General features: G+C 63.2%; 17 protein-coding genes. 10 read left to right on the top strand and 7 right to left on the bottom strand.

What is annotated here, in order from left to right:
- Positions 1-63: 63 nt before the first annotated feature.
- From VJ673_RS11595 to VJ673_RS11585, 3 genes are read right to left on the bottom strand one after another with little or no spacing between them, the layout of a single operon-like run.
- Positions 64-792, bottom strand: a complete 729-nt coding sequence (locus VJ673_RS11595) for a proteasome-type protease (RefSeq protein ID WP_324126260.1) — start codon at positions 790-792, stop codon at positions 64-66.
- Positions 793-827: 35 nt separating this feature from the next.
- Positions 828-1,901 (bottom strand): alpha-E domain-containing protein, encoded by a 1,074-nt coding sequence (locus tag VJ673_RS11590; RefSeq protein WP_324126259.1) that lies wholly within the window; start codon positions 1,899-1,901, stop codon positions 828-830.
- Positions 1,902-1,949: 48 nt separating this feature from the next.
- Positions 1,950-3,386, bottom strand: a complete 1,437-nt coding sequence (locus VJ673_RS11585; protein WP_324126258.1) for a circularly permuted type 2 ATP-grasp protein — start codon at positions 3,384-3,386, stop codon at positions 1,950-1,952.
- 672 nt (positions 3,387-4,058) lie between these two features.
- On the opposite strand from VJ673_RS11585, the gene VJ673_RS11580 reads away from it, so the two are divergent.
- The 9 genes from VJ673_RS11580 (at position 4,059) to VJ673_RS11540 (ending at position 11,036) form a co-directional block, all read left to right on the top strand.
- Entirely contained in the window at positions 4,059-5,438 is a 1,380-nt protein-coding gene (locus tag VJ673_RS11580) for a tyrosine-type recombinase/integrase (protein ID WP_324126257.1), read from the top strand.
- Positions 5,439-5,526: 88 nt separating this feature from the next.
- Positions 5,527-6,096, top strand: a complete 570-nt coding sequence (locus VJ673_RS11575) for a hypothetical protein (RefSeq protein ID WP_324126256.1) — start codon at positions 5,527-5,529, stop codon at positions 6,094-6,096.
- 108 nt (positions 6,097-6,204) lie between these two features.
- Entirely contained in the window at positions 6,205-6,423 is a 219-nt protein-coding gene (locus tag VJ673_RS11570) for a helix-turn-helix domain-containing protein (protein WP_324126255.1), read from the top strand.
- A gap of 12 nt (positions 6,424-6,435) precedes the next feature.
- Positions 6,436-7,311, top strand: a complete 876-nt coding sequence (locus VJ673_RS11565; protein WP_324126254.1) for a toprim domain-containing protein — start codon at positions 6,436-6,438, stop codon at positions 7,309-7,311.
- Positions 7,311-9,227, top strand: a complete 1,917-nt coding sequence (locus VJ673_RS11560) for a DUF927 domain-containing protein (protein ID WP_324126253.1) — start codon at positions 7,311-7,313, stop codon at positions 9,225-9,227. Before VJ673_RS11565 ends, VJ673_RS11560 begins: the two co-directional genes overlap by 1 nt.
- On the top strand, positions 9,224-9,616 hold the full coding sequence (locus VJ673_RS11555) for a hypothetical protein (RefSeq protein ID WP_324126252.1): 393 nt from the start codon (positions 9,224-9,226) through the stop codon (positions 9,614-9,616). The genes VJ673_RS11560 and VJ673_RS11555 overlap by 4 nt, the downstream gene beginning before the upstream one ends.
- Positions 9,617-9,700: 84 nt before the next feature.
- Positions 9,701-10,009, top strand: a complete 309-nt coding sequence (locus tag VJ673_RS11550) for a hypothetical protein (RefSeq protein WP_324126251.1) — start codon at positions 9,701-9,703, stop codon at positions 10,007-10,009.
- 86 nt (positions 10,010-10,095) lie between these two features.
- Positions 10,096-10,515: a DUF5681 domain-containing protein gene (locus VJ673_RS11545; protein WP_324126250.1), complete on the top strand. Its 420-nt coding sequence runs from the start codon at positions 10,096-10,098 to the stop codon at positions 10,513-10,515.
- Positions 10,512-11,036 carry a hypothetical protein gene (locus VJ673_RS11540; protein WP_324126249.1) on the top strand — a complete coding sequence of 175 codons (525 nt, stop codon included), beginning with the start codon at positions 10,512-10,514 and terminating at the stop codon, positions 11,034-11,036. Before VJ673_RS11545 ends, VJ673_RS11540 begins: the two co-directional genes overlap by 4 nt.
- 72 nt (positions 11,037-11,108) lie before the next feature.
- Here VJ673_RS11540 and VJ673_RS11535 read toward each other — a convergent pair whose 3' ends face one another.
- Together VJ673_RS11535 and VJ673_RS11530 are read right to left on the bottom strand one after the other, a co-directional pair.
- Complete coding sequence (locus VJ673_RS11535) at positions 11,109-13,985, bottom strand: SEC-C metal-binding domain-containing protein (protein WP_324126248.1); 2,877 nt, start codon at positions 13,983-13,985, stop codon at positions 11,109-11,111.
- A gap of 378 nt (positions 13,986-14,363) precedes the next feature.
- Positions 14,364-15,413, bottom strand: coding sequence for an LAGLIDADG family homing endonuclease (locus tag VJ673_RS11530; protein ID WP_324126247.1), 1,050 nt, complete (start codon positions 15,411-15,413; stop codon positions 14,364-14,366).
- Positions 15,414-15,758: 345 nt separating this feature from the next.
- Here VJ673_RS11530 and VJ673_RS11525 point away from each other — a divergent pair, with 345 nt between their 5' ends.
- A complete protein-coding gene (locus VJ673_RS11525) occupies positions 15,759-15,974 on the top strand; it encodes a helix-turn-helix domain-containing protein (RefSeq protein ID WP_324126246.1) in 216 nt (71 codons plus the stop codon).
- 471 nt (positions 15,975-16,445) lie between these two features.
- Here the strand turns inward: VJ673_RS11525 and VJ673_RS11520 are convergent, their stop codons facing one another.
- Together VJ673_RS11520 and VJ673_RS11515 are read right to left on the bottom strand one after the other, a co-directional pair.
- Positions 16,446-17,366 (bottom strand): HNH endonuclease, encoded by a 921-nt coding sequence (locus tag VJ673_RS11520; RefSeq protein ID WP_324126245.1) that lies wholly within the window; start codon positions 17,364-17,366, stop codon positions 16,446-16,448.
- A gap of 2 nt (positions 17,367-17,368) precedes the next feature.
- Positions 17,369-18,562, bottom strand: a complete 1,194-nt coding sequence (locus VJ673_RS11515) for a phospholipase D family protein (RefSeq protein ID WP_324126244.1) — start codon at positions 18,560-18,562, stop codon at positions 17,369-17,371.
- Positions 18,563-18,601 lie beyond the last annotated feature (39 nt).

The raw sequence follows: 18,601 nt of genomic DNA, 5'->3' as shown, positions 1-18,601 counted from the left end.
TGCGCGCTTGTGCGACTCGTCGTCGAGGGGCACCGGCACCCGCAGTGCCCGCGAGCGTGGCTGCTACACCCAATCGGGATTCGGCAATTCGGCAAACGCCTCGCGCAGGCGCTCCCCCCATTGGCTGCGGATCTGCTGGTAATAAGCGTTCTCGAAGGTGATCGACACATGGGACTTGATCGCCAGCGCGTCGCGCTCGACGACGCACAAGTCGAGCGGCAGACCGACCGACAGGTTGGAGCGGATCGTCGAATCCATCGACACCAGCGCGCACTTGGCCGCGTCGGACAGCGAGGTCCCGTACTTCACGACGCGGTCGATGATCGGCTTGCCGTATTTCGACTCGCCAATCTGGATGTAGGGAGTGTCCTCGGTCGACTCGATGAAATTGCCGGCTGCATAGACATTGAAGAGCCGCGGCCCCTCACCGAGGATCTGGCCGCCCACGACCATCGACGCGTTGAACTCCACTCCGAACTCGCTCAGGGCCTCGGCATCGCGCCGATGCACCTCGCGCATCACCTCTCCCACGTGGCGCGCCACCTCGAACATGTTCGGAGCCTTGAAGAGATTGGTCGAATCCGCCAGCGCCAGCCGCTCGGTGAGGATGTTGCCCACCGACTGGCTGATCGACAGGTTGCCCGAGGTAAGCATCACGATCACCCGCTCGCCCGGCCGCTGCCACGTGCGCATCTTGCGGAAGGTGTTGATGTGGTCGACCCCCGCATTCGTGCGCGAATCGGACAGGAAAACGAGCCCGGCCTGCAGACACATCCCTACACAGTAAGTCATGGTGTGTGCTCGCTAAATATCGACGCCCGAGCGAGTCAGGCGCCGACGAGAAAGTCCTCGCTGATGCGGCCGCCCAGGTCGCCGATGCGCAGAATGAAGTCGTCCAGCCACGCGTGCAGCCCCTTCGCGTAGATGTCCTCCATGCGGCCGTAACGGAGCGAGGCATACAGCTGTCCGGCGCGGCGAACCGTCTCGTCCGAACGGTTGTTACGCACGCGGTCGAGCACCGACACCACGCCCTCCATGCACGAGTGCAGCGAGCGCGGCAGATCCTCGCGCAGGATCAGGAGTTCCGCGACGCGTTCGGGCGTGATCACGTCGCGGTAGACCTTCCGATACACCTCGAAGGCCGACACCGAGCGCAACAACGCACCCCAGTGATAGTAGTCGCTCGCGGCCACCAGATCGTCACCCTGGCTCTGGCTCTGGCTCTGGCTCTGGCTCTGGCTCTGGCTCTGGCTCTGGCTCTGGCTCTGGCCCTGGCCCTGGCCCTGGCCCTGGCCCTGGCCCTGGCCCTGGCCCTGGCCCTGGCCCTGGCCTTGCGCCGCTGCCGACAGGCTGTGGTACTTCACGTCGAGGATGCGTGCCGTGTTGTCGGCGCGCTCGAGCAGAGCACCCAGGCGGATGAAATGGAAGGCCTCGTCGCGCAGCATCGTGCCGAACATCGCCCCGCGCAGCAGCGACGCCCGCTGCTTAACCCAGTCGAAGAAGGCCGCTACGCCCGCCTCGTAGATCGATTCGAAGCTCTGCGTGCGCAGATATAGCCAAGTCTCGTTGATCGTCTCCCACATCTCCGCGGTCAACGTGCCGCGCACCGCATGTGCGTTCTCACGGGCTGCGCGCAGGCAACTGTAGATCGACGACGAGTGTGTCTCGTCGCGCACCATGAAATGCAGCACCTTGGCGGCGGTGATCTCGTCATGCCGCTTGGCGTAGGCGTCTTCGAGGCTGTTCAGCACGATGATCGCTTTCCAGCTGGCGCGCGCGCTTTCCTCGTCGTGCGGCACGAGCGACATCTGATAGGTGACGTCGAGCAGGCGGGCGAGGTTCTCGGCGCGCTCGGAGTAACGGGCCATCCAGAAAAGGTGATCGGCAGTACGGCTCAGCATTTTTCGGGCTCCAGGACGGCATTCGCGGGGATGACGAAACGCGACCACTCAGCGCTGCGGTTCGGCATGGCCGTTCTCCAGCACCCAGGTGTCCTTCGTTCCACCGCCCTGTGAGGAATTCACCACGAGCGAGCCTTCACGCAACGCGACCCGCGTCAGGCCACCCGGCACCAGCGAAATCTCCTTGCCCGACAACACGAAGGGTCGCAGGTCGATGTGCCGCGGCGCGACACCACTTTCCACATAAGTCGGGCAGGTCGACAGCGCGAGCGTCGGCTGCGCGATATATTTTTCCGGATGCGCGACGAGTACGGCACGGAACTCCTCGATCTCCGCCTTCGTCGCCGCCGGCCCGACCAGCATCCCGTAGCCGCCGGCGCCATGGACCTCCTTCACCACCAGTTCCGGCAGGTGATCCAGCACGTAGCGCAGGTCGTCCTTTTCGCGACAGCGATAGGTCGGCACGTTATTCAGGATCGGCTCCTCGCCGAGATAGAAACGGACCATCTCACCGACGTAGGGATAGATCGACTTGTCGTCCGCGACACCGGTGCCGATCGCGTTGCACAGCGTCACCCGGCCCGAGTGATAAGCCTTGAGCAATCCCGGCACGCCGAGCATCGAATCGGCACGGAAGGCGAGCGGATCGAGGAAGTCGTCGTCGATGCGACGATAGATCACGTCCACGCGCTTCGGCCCCAGCGTCGTGCGCATGTAGACCGATTCGTTCTCGATGAAGAGGTCGCGCCCTTCGACCAGCTCGACGCCCATCTGTTGCGCGAGGAAGGAGTGTTCGAAATACGCCGAGTTGAAGGCGCCTGGAGTCATCACGACGACCGTCGGATCATCGACGCCGGTGGGCGCAACCGCGCGCAGGGTCTCGAGCAGCAGGTCGGGATAATGCTCGACCGGCGCGATCTTCTGCTGCGCGAAGAGCTCGGGGAAGAGCCGCATCATCATCTTGCGGTCTTCGAGCATGTAGGACACGCCCGACGGCACGCGCAGGTTGTCCTCAAGCACGTAGAACTCCCCTGCCCCGGCGCGCACAACGTCCACGCCGGCGATATGCGCGTAGATCCCGTTCGGCACCTTGAAGCCCTTCATCTCCGGCCGGAACTGCCCGTTGCGGAGCACTTCGTCGGCGGGAATCCGCCCGGCGCGCAGGATGTTCTGGTCGTTGTAGATGTCGTCCAGGAACATGTTGAGCGCGCGGACCCGCTGCTTCAGGCCGGCGCGCAACGTCTTCCACTCGGCGTTCGGGATGATGCGCGGAATGGTGTCGAAGGGGATGAGGCGCTCCGTCCCCGCCTCTTCGCCATATACCGCGAAGGTGATACCCAGACGGCGGAAAGCCAGATCCGCTTCCGCGCGCTTGCGCGCCATCACCTCGGGCGGCAAGGCTTTTGCCCAGGTTTCGAACGGTACATAGTGCGGTCGCGTCTCCGCGGCTCCACCGTGCATTTCATCGTAGAAAACCGGCGCCATGATATATCGATCCTGTAACAATTGATCGGACATCAGCGAAGACCGTGCCAAGCAAAATTACTGTTCAAAAACAGACATTTTGTAGGAAACCGGTCAAACCCGGATACGACAACGCACGGCAAAGGTGCTTATGACGCACCAATGGAGTGCGCCTTTCCGAATTGTGGAAACGTAACGCACCGCCTTGGCCCGTGACTCGAGAGCGACCGCCGAACGTGCCGGAAGGTCGAGCCCGAGCCGCGAAACCAGTACCACCTATCAGAAGAATGGTAGCGGAGCGTCGGCAAAAGCAGAAATGCAAAAGGCCACCCGAAGGTGGCCTTTTGCGTGAACCTGGTGCTGTTGAGAGGAATCGAACCCCCGACCTACTGATTACGAATTTGTGGGCCCCTAGTACTATCCTGTTCGATGAAACTCTATAAACGTAGACAAAGCAATGCCTTATGCGCATACTAACCTTAATCAAGTTAGACAAAAAATCATCATTTATAACCGTAAACGTAACCCCGAGGTAACCCCAATGTAACCGCAAGGTAACCCCAAATAACGAGAAACGGACCTGATTCCTACCAGGCAGCCCGCAGGCAGCCGTAACACAACCAACCACGTAACCAGCTGGCCATCAGAACGTAACCAGATGGTTACCAAAACGTAACCGCGTAAGGCCGCACCATGACTGACAAGGACCCGACACGCATCTCGTTCTCGAAGGAGCGCCTGGCGGCACTACCGCCTGCCGAGCGGGGCAAGCGGGTGACCTATCACGACGCCAAGATTCCCGGCTTACAGTTGCGGGTGACTGGGAAGGGGGTCAAGACCTTTTGCGTCTACCGGCGGCTGAAGGCCGGTCAGCCCGAGCGGATCACGCTGGGCCGCTTTCCGGCAATGACGGTGGAACAGGCCCGTAAGGCCGCGTCTGCCGTGGTTGCGGAGATTGAAGCGGGAGCGAACCCCGCCGAAGCCCGACGCGCTCATCGGGGCGAGCCGACGGTGCAGGAGGTCTTTGACACCTACGTCGCGCACAAGCGCAAGCGCGACGGCTCCCCTCTCAGCGAGCGGAGCAAGGCGGAATACCAGCACATTGCCCGGCTGCACTTGGAGAAGATCATGCCGATGAAGCTGTCGGCCGTGGGGCACGAGCGAATCGCGCAGCTGCATCGCAGGATCGGCGAGAACGCGCCCTACGCGGCGAACCGCACCAAGGCGCTTCTTTCCGCCCTGTTCAACTACGCACGCGACCAGCGGCTGTATTCGGGTGAAAACCCGGCGGCGGGGCTGCGGGGGTTTGCCGAGGAATCGCGGGATCGGTTCGCACTGCCCGACGAGTTGCCACACCTATTCAATGCCATCGCGCAATCCCCGCAACGCGATTTTTTCCTGTTGGCACTCCTCACCGGTGCGCGCCGCTCCAACGTCCAAGCAATGGCTTGGCGCGACGTCGATCTAGACCGGGCATTGTGGCGGATCGGCAAGACGAAGAACGGCACGCCGCAGAATGTTCCCCTGACTGCCGAGGCGGTCGCTGTGCTGCGGGCGCGCAAGGAAGTCGTGAGCGGCTCGCCTTTCGTGTTCCCCGGCACTGGCAAGACCGGGCACCTGATGGAGCCGAAAAAGGCATGGGGCGCGATCAAGCGTTCTGCCAGCTTATCGCGGCTGCTCGATGCGATGCAGGCGACGGGGCTGCTGGATCAGGAGGCGCGGACCGCTGCCGATAAGCTCGCGCTCGAAAATCTCACCAAGGCGGAATCGCGTTATCACGACTTGGCGGGCGAAGCGGACATGAAGCCCGCGGACTATACGATGCGCGACATCCGGATTCATGACCTCCGACGCACGCTGGGGAGCTGGCAAGCGATGACCGGCGCTAGCCTGGCGATCATCGGAAAAAGCCTGAATCACAAGAGCCAGCAGGCAACCGCGATCTATGCACGGCTCGACATCGATCCGGTTCGCCGGTCGGTGACAACGGCGACCACGGCGATGCTAGAGGCGGCGGGGCTGAAACAAGGCGCCGACATTGTGTCGCTGGAGCGCAAAAAGCGCGTGACCTGAAAAAAGAGTCTGCCGCGGACTTGAACAGAACTGGAATGACCAGCACGACTATCGCACCAACCATCCACGGATCAACAGAATAAATCCAATGATGGAAATATCACCGCGGGAAGCCTTCGAAAACGATTTCATGTGCCTTGGGACGCTCATTGCGAGAGGCGTTTCTCATGCCACGTTAGCTACGGCTATTGAAAATCACGGCATCTATGGCTGGGACCAGTACGGGCGGTTTAGGCAGGCACGCGGTCGTGAGAAGGAAGCCCCCCTTCGTCTGCTCGCAAGGTCGTACGCGTGGCTCCATTCAATGGATCGGAACTCTCCTTACGATGATGAGTTGGACCCCCTTAGTCGAGCAGAAGATGAGGCCGAGACTATTTTCGGCTGGCCCGCCGACCAGTGTCCCGACTTCGATGCTATCAAAGCCGGCACTAAGATTGTCTTGCCCCCTCAGCGCAAAGGTGCAGAAACTAAGGTAACCAGTTCGCGGCTTGTGATCATCGCGGCTCTTGCCCGCGCGCTCCGAATTGAATGCGGCTCGCGTGGAGCAGCCGCGAGGATCGCTGACTACACGGCGTCCGCGGGCACGCCGGTTAGCGAGGACACGATCCGGGGAATTCTGAAGGAAATTCCCGAGGCGATCGAGCGCCGCCGGATCTAGGAAAAACCGAATTCAGCACCGAATTCCCGAATTCGGCCATCGCCGTCCTGCCATTTCCCATAGTTCGCATCCATACCGCACTCATGCGGGGCTTTATGGATAAGGACTATGACCATCGAAAACATCATCCACGCTAACCGCGATCTGCTCGACGAGCGCGCGGCAGCCGACCTGATCGACGTGGCGCCGGGCACCCTTTCTGTCTGGCGCAGCACCGGCCGCTACAACCTCCCCTTCATCAAGATCGGACGCAAAGTCCGCTACCGCCGCGGCGACCTGCTCGCGTGGATGGAAGCGCGCACCCGGGAGTCTGGTGCAACGGCATAAGGGGCAGCGGCGATGACCAAAATCGTTGACCAATTCCGGGAAGCCATGCACCGGGCCGCGCTGATTCCCCCTGTGGTGATCGAGGGCGATGGGTTGCTGCATCGCTTCTACGTCGAAGGCGACCGGCGCGGCACACTCAATGGCTGGTACTGCCTTCACCTGGATGGCCGGCCCGCCGGCGTATTCGGCAACTGGAAAACCGGCCTCCGCGCCACGTGGGCGGCGGACGGACGATGCATGAGTACGGCCGAGCGCGACGCCTTCGCCAAACTCATCGAGTCTGAGCGGGCGCGCGCGAAGGCCGAGCGCAGGATCGAGCAGGAAGCACGGGCGGCCGAGGCGCGGGCCGAATGGAATAGGGCCCAAGTCGCCGACCCCATGCATCCCTACCTCATCGCGAAGGGGGTGGTGCCGCATGGCCTGCGGCAGGCGGGCAGCGCCCTGCTCGTGCCCCTGTTCGACGTGCATGGGCAGCTGTGGAACGCGCAGCGCATCCAGGCGGACGGCACCAAGCGGTTCCGCGCGGGCCGCGCGGGCGGGCTGTTCTCGCCCATCGGCGACCTTTGCGACCCGGCGCGAATCCTGATTTGCGAAGGCTGGGCCACGGGGGCAACGCTGCACGAGGAATCCGGGCATCTGGTGCTGTGCGCGATGAACTCCGGCAATCTCCTGGCAGTAGCGCGTGCAGCGCGCTCGGCTTGGCCGGGCGCGGAACTGGTGATCTGCGCGGATAACGACCGCGGCACGCCCAACAATCCGGGCGTGACCGCTGCGACCAAGGCGGCAAAGGCGACCGGCGCGCGACTCTTGATCCCGGAATTCCCCGCAGGGGCGAACGGCACGGACTTTAACGACCTGGCGGCGTTGCGGCGCAAGGAGGTCGCATGATGAGCGCGGATCTTCTCGACGCCGCTACGCTTTGCGACGTTCCGGACGTTCCGGGCGTGCAACCCAATGACAATGCGGAATCGGCGGGAACGGCTGCCGATACGGCGGACGTTCCGCATGTTCCGGCGCTGCGCGATCTGCTCGACCGGGCGACCGATCACGACAATGGTAATCGCCAGGACGCGACCACGCCCGCCGTGCCCGAGCAAGAGCGCCCGTGCTTCCGCATCTATGACGACTGGACCCTGCTCGGCACCGGGCGCAAGCTCAAACCCGGCGTCTGGCATCACGCGATGAGCACGCCGAAGAGCGGCGAGTCGTTTCCCGTCGATACCTGGGTGTGCGGGGCGCTGCACATCGAGGCGCAGACCTTCGACACCACAGGCAACAACTTCGGGCGGCTGCTGCGCTTTCGCAACACGGCCGGTCGCTGGCGCGAATGGGCGATGCCGATGGAGTTGCTCAAGGGCGACGGTTCCGAGCTGCGCGGCGAACTGCTGGCGATGGGTCTGGTAATCGACCCCACGGCGCGCAACCTCCTTGCCCGTTACCTGCAAGACAACACCCCGCAAAAGCGTGTCCGCTGCACGCTCCAGGTGGGGTGGTGTGGTGACGTCTTCGTGCTGCCCGACGCAGTGATCGGACCGGATGCCGACGCGGTGATCTTCCAGTCCGGCGAGCGCGCGCATGAGGAGCACGGACAGGGCGGCACGCTTGAGGGCTGGCGGACGCAGGTCGCCGCGCGGGCCGTGGGCAATCCTCTGTTACTGCTTGCGCTGTCGGGGGCATTTGCCGGTCCGCTTCTCAAGCGCACCAACACCGAAGGCGGCGGCCTGCATTTCGTGGGCGACTCCTCGACCGGCAAGACAACCCTTCTTGAAGGGGCCTGCTCCGTGTGGGGCGGACCGGGCTACCGCCGAAGCTGGCGGGCGACGGCGAACGGCATGGAAGGGGCGGCGGTGCTCTTCAACGACTGCCTGCTCGCGCTCGATGAAATCTCGGAGTGCGACCCGCGCGAAGTCGGCGCCATCGTCTATTCACTGGGCAATGGGCGCGGCAAGCAACGGGCAAACCGCACCGGCACGGCACGCGCGGTGACCCGATGGGCCGCGTTCATCATCTCGACCGGCGAGCGCACCATCGCCACTACGATGCAGGAAGGCGGACAGCGGACCAAGGCGGGGCAATCGGTTCGCCTTCTCAACGTTCCGGCAGGACGACCCTTCGGCTGCTTCGACGCGCTGCACGACATGCCGAGCGGCACCGCGCTGTCCGACGCGATCAAGCGCGAGGCGGCACTTCACTATGGCCGGGCCGGGCGCGCTTTCCTCGAGCGGGTCACGCACGACACGCGGGACCTGGCCGAACGACTGGAACGTATCAAGGCGCTGCCCCCGTTCAATGCGCCCGATGCCGAAGGTCAGGACAAGCGCGCCGCATCCCGCTTTGCACTACTCGCGCTGGCAGGCGAACTGGCGACGGAGTATGGGGTGACGGGCTGGCCGGAAGGTGCGTCGATCGACGCGGCGGTAATCGGATTTGCCGCTTGGCGCTCCATGCGCGGAACGGGTAACGACGAGCGGCGGGAAATCCTCGACAGGGTCGCATTGTTCATCGAGCGGCATGGGGACAGCCGGTTCTCGAATCGGATGGACGAAGGCGCAGTGGTGCGCGACCGCGCGGGCTGGTGGAGGGCTGACGACCAGGGCGGGCGGCTGTACCTGTTCAACTCGGGGGGACTGCGCGAAGCACTCAAGGGGTTCGATTTCATGCGTGCGCTCGATGTGCTCGAAGTCTGCGGCGCGATCCCCAAAGGGAACGCGAAAGGCGAGCGCTCAAGGCCCGAGAACATCGGCGGTCGAAAGGTCCGCGTCTATGCAGTACGAGCCAACGCGCTATATGGGGATCAGCAATGAGCCTCGACGACGTGATCGCCAAGTTTAAGGTCGAGTACGGAACGGCCGGAACGGCTCCCGTTCTTGCCGACGTTCCAGCAGCCCCCTTGAAAACGCCGGGCGGCACGGCTGGAACGCCTGGTACGGCACAAATGGGCAACTGGCAGGAGAGGGCGACACGGGCCTGGGCACAGCACGCCGATCCGGGCGATTGCGCCATGCGGACCGACACCCCGCACGTCTACGGGCTAGCGCAGCGCCCACTGCCCGAGGACCGCGGCGTACACAAAAGCTGGCGCGTCTCAGTCCCCGGTCGCACGCCCTTCGACGCGGTATGCATGCAGGGCGCGTCCGCCGCTGAAATCCGCTCCCAGTGGCCGGGTGCCGCTGTCGAGCCCAACCATGCTTAGGCGCAAATCCTACCCGGACCTGAGCCATTCCGATTTCTACCCGCGCCGGCCGGCTGCCGGCATCTTCAACATGAGGAATTCATCATGACGACATCACACGATTTTCTTGACGCACTCATCCAACGCTACAAGGAGGATTCCGCCCAAACGCTCGATGAGTTGGTCGAGATCCAGAAAATGGTAACGGACCTTCGGGCCGGCCGTGGTCTTCCCGTCTACAAGGAGGAGGTGAAGGAGGCGCTCCAGTCCGCCTTCGCGACAATTCAGGCCGCACACGCAATACTTCAGTCCAACTTCGCCAGCCTTGAGCATAAGCGCGCCTTGTTCGAAGAGTTAGGCCGCATCGTCGACGAGGCCGAGGAACCTGCTCACCTCGCCGGTCAGCAACCCTAAATGTAGGGTCAATCTGCCGGGGGCGTGGCTGGCACGTTGCCCCCGGCGCTACCACAGCGACTGTTTTTGCACTGGAGGATACAGACATGAGCGGAAAGCGCGCCGGCCCGTGGCAGCCGGGCCAGAGCGGTAACCCGAAGGGGCGCCCCCGGGGATCGCGCAACCGCGCGACCCTGCTTGCGCTTGCAGCGATGGAAGGCGACCTGACGGAGATCGTGGGTGTGGTGCTTGCGGCGGCTCGGGGCGGCGACCTCGTAGCCGCCCGACTGGTGCTGGAGCGTCTGGTGCCGCCGATGCGCGACCGCCCGGTCACGCTTGACTTGCCGGACACCTCGACTTTGCAAGGCGTGAGTGCAGCGCAGGCCGCTCTTGTGGCCGCCGTCGCGGCTGGCGAGCTGACCCCAGTCGAGGCCGACACTTTGACCGGCATCGTGGAGGCGCGCCGTAAGGCCTTGGAGACCGAAGAGCTCGATGCTCGCGTGCGGGCGCTGGAGGAAAAGCAATGAGTCGCAGCTTGACCACGCGCATCGGCGTCCTGGAGGCCCGGACACGGTCCGACGACGAGGCCGTGGACCGGGATCCCACCGACTACGCGGCCCTTCGGCGAGCCTTCTGGGAGCGCGCCGCACATCCTACGCCGGCCCCTGTACAGCCGGCCTCACCCAGCGGGGTAGCCGGCGTTTTGCACTGGCGCCGCGAGATCGCCGAGACGGCCGCTATGGCGACTTCGACCCCGCCCCCAGACGAGCCCGGAAAGACCAACTATCAGGCGTTGCGCATTATGGCGGCCCAAAAAGCGGGCGGCGCTGCGCACCACGCGCTGCGAGGTGCTGAGCTGGAGGTGCTGACGGAGGCGGGGTTCGACCCCCTTGTGCTCGACCAACTCAAGGCCGAACACACTCGCTACGCAGGAATCCCGTGGCAATGGGGTAAAGGCGAGCTGCCCCCGAAAGCTCTTGCCGTCGTTGAGGCGGCAGCGGCGCTGCATTTGTCGGATGCCACCAAAAGTGAAAACTGTGCCGAGTAAGCGAAAAACTGGTCGGTGTCACATCGCGGCACCTCAACGATCCGATCGACTTCCGCCCCACGTTCGTACTGTCTATGTCTGACCGTGGCAGCGCTTGTACTTCTGCCCTGATCCACACGGACACGGGGCGTTGCGCCCGACCTTCGCGCGACGCGAAGCAGTGCTTTGTGACGCTCTCACCGTGCCCGGCTGCGTGCCAAGCCGGCGTAGGTCCCTCACCAACCTGCGCTGGTCTTCGAGTTCGGCGCGTTGATCCCTGGTGAGTCCCTCCCTATAGGGCTCAAGCCGATTCAGCTCGGCGTCTGCGGCATTGTATTCACCGCAATATCCGAGCACGACGGCGTACTGGCTTCGCACAGGGACAATCCAGTCCAGCATCCTTTGCTCGATGACCGCCGGTAGCAGATGCTGCTCGATCACTTGCCGGGCGCCGACGTAGTCACCACGTCCCACGAACTCGTCCACGAGGTCTTGATTGATTCTGGCGAAGGAGTCCAGGGCATTGGCCAAACCATAGAACTTGGCCGCATGTATGCGAGCGTAGCCTGAATCACGCCCTTGGGCGTTGGTCGTGCGGGCAACCACATCAAGGGAGTCAGCTAAGTGCTTGAGGTCGTCATTCAGCGTTGGGGTCAGCTTTAGCAGACCTGCAATTTTGGCGTTGCTGGCTCCGATGATGTCCAGCGGCGTCAATCCCAGGAGGTCAAAATACTCCTCGACCAGTTCGCGAGCGATTTCTTCCCCTTCAGCATGGTGATCCAGCTTGAACAGCGCAAGCGCGATGTTGTAGCGGAGGATGCGCTGGTGCTCGGGGTCCTGGGGAGCGAGGTCCCTCGCCCGCTCCATCGCTTGGCGTGTCCCGACCTCGTTGCCTCGATCGGACTCAAACACCATCCGCTTGAGCAGGACAACTAGTCTCTCGTGGCGGCCGAGGCTATGCTCGGCGAGGAGCGCTTCCATAGCCTGCAGTTGCCGATCGGCCTTGTCCAAATCACCCGATTTGATCTTGGCGAACACAAGCGCATCGAGCGCATAGAACCGCTGCTCCGCTTCGATTTCCTGATCAGCAACGGCAGCCTCCAGCGCCTCCCAGATGCCGCTATCCACGCCAAGTTCGTGGAACCACTCCTCCGTGGCGATATCGACCAAGAGCTTGAGTTCGCCCAGTTCCACAAGAGTGCGGATGAACAGGGGGAAGCGCGAGAAGTCGCGTCGCTTCTCGAACGACTCGAGGATCAGCTCCTTCAGCGCTTCACGGCCCGCCGTAGCCTGCAGCCGCGGGACGTTGGCGAACCTGCGCAGACCGAGCACGCGAAACGCGTCATGGATCTGGAGTCGCCGCGCGCCGTAGACACGCACAACACCTAGGGGCCTCAACTGCCGCACGGCGGCGGCAAGCGCCGGAGCGTTGAGCCCAAACGCGGCGTTGACCAGCCTTGCCGCTTCGGCTTCGCTCAGCGGCACGTCGCTCAGACTCAACACGGCAACACAATCGCGCACCTGTTCCGGCAAAGTGTCGAACAAGCGACTCAGGAGCAACTCCTGCGCGGTCTCGACGAAGTTCGTGTGGGCCTCGACCGCAGCGTACATCGCTCCCACGTTACCGTCGTATTCGGCTGTGCTTAGTTGAACGGCCGTGCGTACATATAGCGGCAGACCGCCCGTGAGGGTCAGCAGCGAGCCAAGTTCCGCGGTCGAGGCACGGGCACCCTGCGCGTGTACTTCTGCCGCAGCCTGGTCTAGCCCCCAACCTCGGAGCTCTTCCTGCCGCACGCCGGTGATGGCTTCCAACTCGGCGATCGATGCGGAGGGTTGCGCCAGCAGCACAAATCGCAAATGCTGCGTGGCGTCGAGCAGCATCCGCAGATCGCAGGCGGGCACCCGGTGCGCGTTGTCGAGCACAACAAGCGCCAGCGCGGCGTTTGTGCCAAGGAACTTATCCAACGCACGCAAAGATTCGGTGCCGCTGGCCCCGGGCAACAGCACCTGGCGCAGGCCGTCGGCTGTGGGTGCCGCCCATTGAGCGGCCAGCTCGCGCACGAGGCTCGCGGCGATTGCGGGACCGGGTATGTCACCGACGTCGTAATAGGCGCATTCGCTTCCCAAGTGTACCGCGGCCTGTGCCGCCCAAGCGGTCTTGCCCGCACCTGAGAAGCCGCTGACGATCCGCACACGTGCCTCGCTGTCCAGGGCGGGCTCGTCATCGAGCGGGCGATAGACCTCCGGCGGCGCGGGAAATTGCTGCAGTTGAATGATGAGCTGTTCGAAGAGCGTGTGCAGATCGGCCGTATTGAAGACGTGACCGGGCGCTCGGCCCGCCGCCGCCAGCAGCACCCGCCCGGCCAACTTCCAGACCAGTGTTTCCGGTTCGAGCGTGGCCATCGGCAACGCGCGAGCCCGATCAGTGCACCAGGTGATCGCGTCGGCAATGTCGGTCCATGCCGGCGGCGCACAGGCCGGTAGAGCCGTCATCGCACCGGGCGTGAGCAGAAGCACGCCCACGGGAAGGTCACCGGCATTAACGCGTGCCTGAAGTTCAGGTCCCGGCGCTGCATTCGCGATGACCATGAATGACGCTGCCCCCGATCGCCGTCCCTCCTGATGCTCAAGGCGGAGCCGCTCGAATCGCTCGAGTGCCCCCGCGATATCACTGTGTATCAGCGGCGACGAGCGCGTCTTAATCTGGACGTAGAGGCGATCTCCACTGTTGAGCTCGAGTTCGACGTCTTCGTCGAGTTCCACAGCGACCGAACGCACACCATGCTGACCGGCCAGGAGCAGGCATCCCGCCGCGTACAGGTGCTGGTAGAGAAAGCCGCGGTGTACGGACTCGATGCGCGCGACTTGGCGCGGGTCCAACGGGTCGAACGCGGTTCGGATAGTGTCTTGAGTATTGTGAGTCACGAGCAACGCCGGCTTGCCGCTCGGCGCAGTCAAGTCGGAAAACATCGAATCGGATTTTAGCTAAGTATCATGACACGGTCCGCACGCTGCGAGAAGTTGCGGAGCGTCAGGCGAACCAAACGCGAATCGGGGTCGTCTGCTTTAAGAGGCACTCACGGCTGGTGAGCCATGGGCGCTCCCTTCTGGCCGGGTGCAGCCGACAGGCCACGACGCCACGTAGCGGTTATTGGAATCGAAACCCAGCGCTGCGTCTCACTACCACTTTCCGCCGGTCGCCGTGGGGGCGGCTGCCTGGTGCGCCAATTCGAGTGCCGAACTCCCCGGCCATGGCGGCAACACGGACCAACTCGTCGACGAGATGATCCAGGCACGTCTCGTGCGGACGGCCCGCCATAATGAAACTGTGATGGCCCTAAAACTCTGCTAGGCCATGTCGTGGGTGGCCACCATATGATGCCCGACCAAGAACAAACCGTCCTCGCGCTGCAATTTCACGGTGCGTACCAGTGCGCTGCCGATTCGCGAGCAACCAATAATGTAGCGTCGCGGGCTGGGCCGGGCGCCCACCTTTGCGCGATTCGCCTTGCGGCTCAATCTAAAGGGGTTGAGGGCTTGATAGGCCTGAAACGCGACCTGCCAGTACGGCTTTTTTGCGCCAAAGTAAGCATATTTGGACGGCTTCAAACCCAATCCGGCCGCCAAGTCAAATACGTCGTCAGCCAGGCGTTCATTTGAATTGACGAAGGTCGCCGTGCCGCGCGTGTTGCAGTGACCATCGGTGTCCATGAGCCCGCGAAGCAGTTCCAGACGTTGCACAGTTGCCCCCCGCTGGTAGAGCAATGGAATGTGTTTGTTATGCAGCAGCCCAAGCGAGCGCAAAACGGTTGTCATACCCGTCCCTTTCCGGCCCCGTTGCCCGCAATCAAGACTATATAGGCCAGACGCTTGGTTTGACGATGCGACTTCGGCCACGCGCACGCCTTCGGCCCGTACGGCCTCTACAATTTCGTAGTCAGCATAGGCGCACGTGAGGCGCGCCGAGTTGCTGTGGCCGTCGCCGAGCCAGGCGCCCAAGGTGTAGGGCGGGACCGGTAACACAGCGTCGGGCATGACCAACGGAGCGTTAATTGGAATCGCAAGTCGGTTATCCCAGTGATGATCATGAGCGCCGATCTCTCGAACGGTGATCCTAACCCTCTCACGATACTGCCGCCTGTCAAGTCCTTGGCTCGACGAGCCGGCAACACGCCTGCGAGTTTTTCTTTCTACCACCCATAAATGCTCTGCGCTTGTTAGGAATTGGGCGCCATCATCAAAGCCGAGCTCGTAGATGTCATGGGCGGTACGGATCGCGCTGATTGCGACTACGGGCGTGAGTCTCCCGTCGGGACCATACACCTTGTCACCCAGCGCAAGCTCGGACAGCAAGCACCAGCCGAATTCCGTTGGAATCGGTAAATCGATCTGGAGCATTCTCTGCACCGCCCTGTGCGCCCGATCACCTACGGGCGCACCCCTACGGCTTGCCGAAGAGTCCGTCGCCTCTCCGTCATGGAGCGAGCGCTCGTGTGAGCAGGCCGACCAATCTCGCAGGGGCCGTTGCTGATCGTGGTGATTCCACTGGGTGACTCTCCAACTCGCGTTCAATCCAACCGGTTGGCTCGAAAAGTAGGGCACCGCCCCAAGCGTGCAGGTGAAACTCTGTGTGCCCTGCCTTCAAATTCCCACTACTGTGGGAAGACCAAAGTCTACCTCCACCGGCAAATTCCTCCAATTGTGGGAGGAGTCGGGTTGGACGCAGCGGCGGCGTTCGGGAGAGTGCTGAGACAGGCCAGAAGGCGGGCAGGGCTGACGCAAGAGCAGCTCGGGCTTGAGGCCGACCTACGCCGAACCTACGTCAGTCTGCTTGAGCTCGGGCAGCAGCAGCCGAGCCTTACCACGATACTCAAGCTCGCGACGGCGCTGCAGTGCCAACCGGGCGAACTCGTGGATCTCGTCGCTTCCGAAATGGAGAAAGTGGCTGACGAGAACTGATCGTCGCCCTGGCTGCCGCCCACCGGCACGCGGGATCGCGTTGATGCTTGGCGCAGTCGAGCCATTGCGTGATCGGCAGCCAAGGCAACGGGAAGTCGAGCGCTTCGGGCCCTCCTCCACTACCGGGAGACGTCGTCCTTCGTGGCCTCTGGGTCGGGACGGAGAAACGGTGGAATATCAAATTCATCCCGGAGCCCCGCCGCGCGAGGCTGTTCGGGCGCCCGCACCATGATGTGCGTGAGCTCGCCATGCTCATCGATACGCCACAAGCAGATGGACGGCGACCGCCGGGCTCTTGCAGCGGCTCGTGTCCGATACCGCCGAAGTACTCCATATAGGGCGATGGCGAGGACGAAAGTGGCGAGCGAGAGGGCGGTCACAACATCTCCTGAAGGACGCAGATGGTCTTACTGTCGGATGACGTCATGCGCGTCAGGGTGTGGAGGTCCTCGGCAAGCAACGGCGTCACGATCAGCCTCGGTAACAATGCTCATTGTGCCAGCTCAGCGCCTCGGGGTCCGGACGCTGCCCGACCTCCTTCGGCACCGCAATGGCCTGGCCATGCAGCGCGTAGTAGTGCCGGCCGTTGTCGAACTCCTCCTTGATGCGCCGACTGACTTCGAAATGCAGAGAGGGCGTCACAGTGACGTAGCCGGCGTCAAACAGACTGTGGACGTCGCGCCGCAGCAGCAGTCCGTTTCGCGCTGCATGCTCGCCGCCGTCGCCGTAGGGCCGAATGTGCGCAGCCTCCAGCGCAGGCAGTGTCCGCTCACCCGTCACAGCGCATCGCCGCTCGTAGATGTCAGTCACCAGCACGCGAAATGCCCCCTGCCCGAGTCGTGGCCGGATGAGCTGCGGCGCCCCGAAGCGGACGGGTGGCTCGGCAACTGCCGGAAACCGGGGTTGATTCAGGCGGTCGTTGATGGCCTCCCACAGCGCCAGTCCGTCGGCATCATCCGTGTTGTACGTCTTGAACGAAACGATGTTCGGGGACCAGCTCGACGGCACAGGAATCCAGTCGGGCTCATCGAAGAAGAACGGCTGGGTCAGGATCCGACAGCCGATCGCGAAGTCGCTGCGGTCACCCGGATCGGCCCTCCGGTACCGCGCAATACGCGTGCGCATCTCGTGTGCCGAGCGCGCGCCGTTGGCAGCGCCGAAAGCCTCCCAGGCCAGGGAGCACGGGAGCGTGTTGGCGTAAGCAAAGATACCACCGCCGACGATCATATTGCGCGGGGCGTGCAGCTTGAACAGGAACAGCTCGCCGGGCTGCAGCGCGCGAAAATTCGCAGCGGAAGGGGCCCAGAAATTAACCTCGGCGAGGTCCGGCATCCGCCGCAGTGACTCGAACCAGTCCCCATCGGTGACGGCGACGACGAGATTGATGGCCATCTCTATCGGCCTCCGCTATCCGCTGCACTAGCGGGCAACCGCGGCCAGTCGAGGCCGTCGAGAGTGGCCTGCGGCACAGTACCGTGGAAGTCAAATGCGGCCTGAAGCCGTTCGCTCAACCACGAACGCCCCTGGCTCGAGAGTTCCACGGCTGCTTGCTGTCGGTATGCCTTTCGGGGATCGGTGTTGCCCTTCCCCCGATCTGCATTGCGTTTCGTCGGCGCAAATGAATCGGGTCCGAGGGCTAGCATTAGCTCGTTTAGCGAGACGCCATTCGCCATCGTGCCCGCAACGAATTCGGCGCGGTGGACTCGGATGTATTGCGACCATTTCTCCTTCCACGGTCGGCTCTTGATTTCTGCAGGGCTGGCCTCGTCCCGACCGGAAACGTAACTCATCCCGATTGCGCGCCCGAAGACGCGGATGTCGTTGGGGTCACGCGTCAGCCGCGCGATGAAGATCACGGCATCGTCCTTGACACCGATCGGCCGGCGGGAAGCCGGATAGGCCACGGCCCAGTGGCACCCCGCGCGCCTGATCTCCTCGAACGTCTCGAATGTCAGCGCAACCCGATTGCTCCCTTCACCGAGGAATTTCACGAACGCCTGTGGGGCATTGGCGACCGAGGCTGGAAGGAAAGCCGGCAACGGCTTCGCAATTCCGACATCGGCGCCGAAGTCACCCAAGCCCGCCGCCCGATTCGGCCTCCCGCCCGCGGCTCTGGCACGCGTGACTTGATCCTCCCACGCGTCAATCTGCTCCAGCGTCAGAAAGTCACCTCCACATTGCCAGAGGGCGTCGAAGTAAGCGCCACAGGCGGAGATAACTGCCTGGTCACTGGCAACCATCCCGAATTCATGATTCCGATTCAGTGCTGCTTCGGTGAGGTTAGCCGACGTGACGATCGCGCGACTATCACCGAACAGGTAGAGCTTGGCGTGGAGGTTGCGGATACCCCTCACGTGTGCGCCGGCACGGACCAGGCTGCGCAGCGCCGCAAGGTCGCTGACCCCCTCGGCGAAATCGGCGAGATTGAACCGAGTGATGACCAGGATCGACTTTGGACACTCGGCAAGGAGGCGATCGAGCGCACCGGCCTTAATGAACGGGCAGATGATCCTGAGCTGACTGGCATCGGCGCGCAGGGCGTCGGTCAGTTCGCTATCCCATCCCGAATCGACCAGTCGGATGTTCACGCAGCTTCCTCCTTCAGCAGCATCGGTGCCTTCATTGCC

It is taken from the genome of Aromatoleum sp. (assembly GCF_035254505.1).
Lineage (GTDB): Bacteria > Pseudomonadota > Gammaproteobacteria > Burkholderiales > Rhodocyclaceae > Aromatoleum.
Note: the sequence above shows the minus strand (reverse complement) of the source record. Positions and strands in the feature narration are given on the sequence as shown.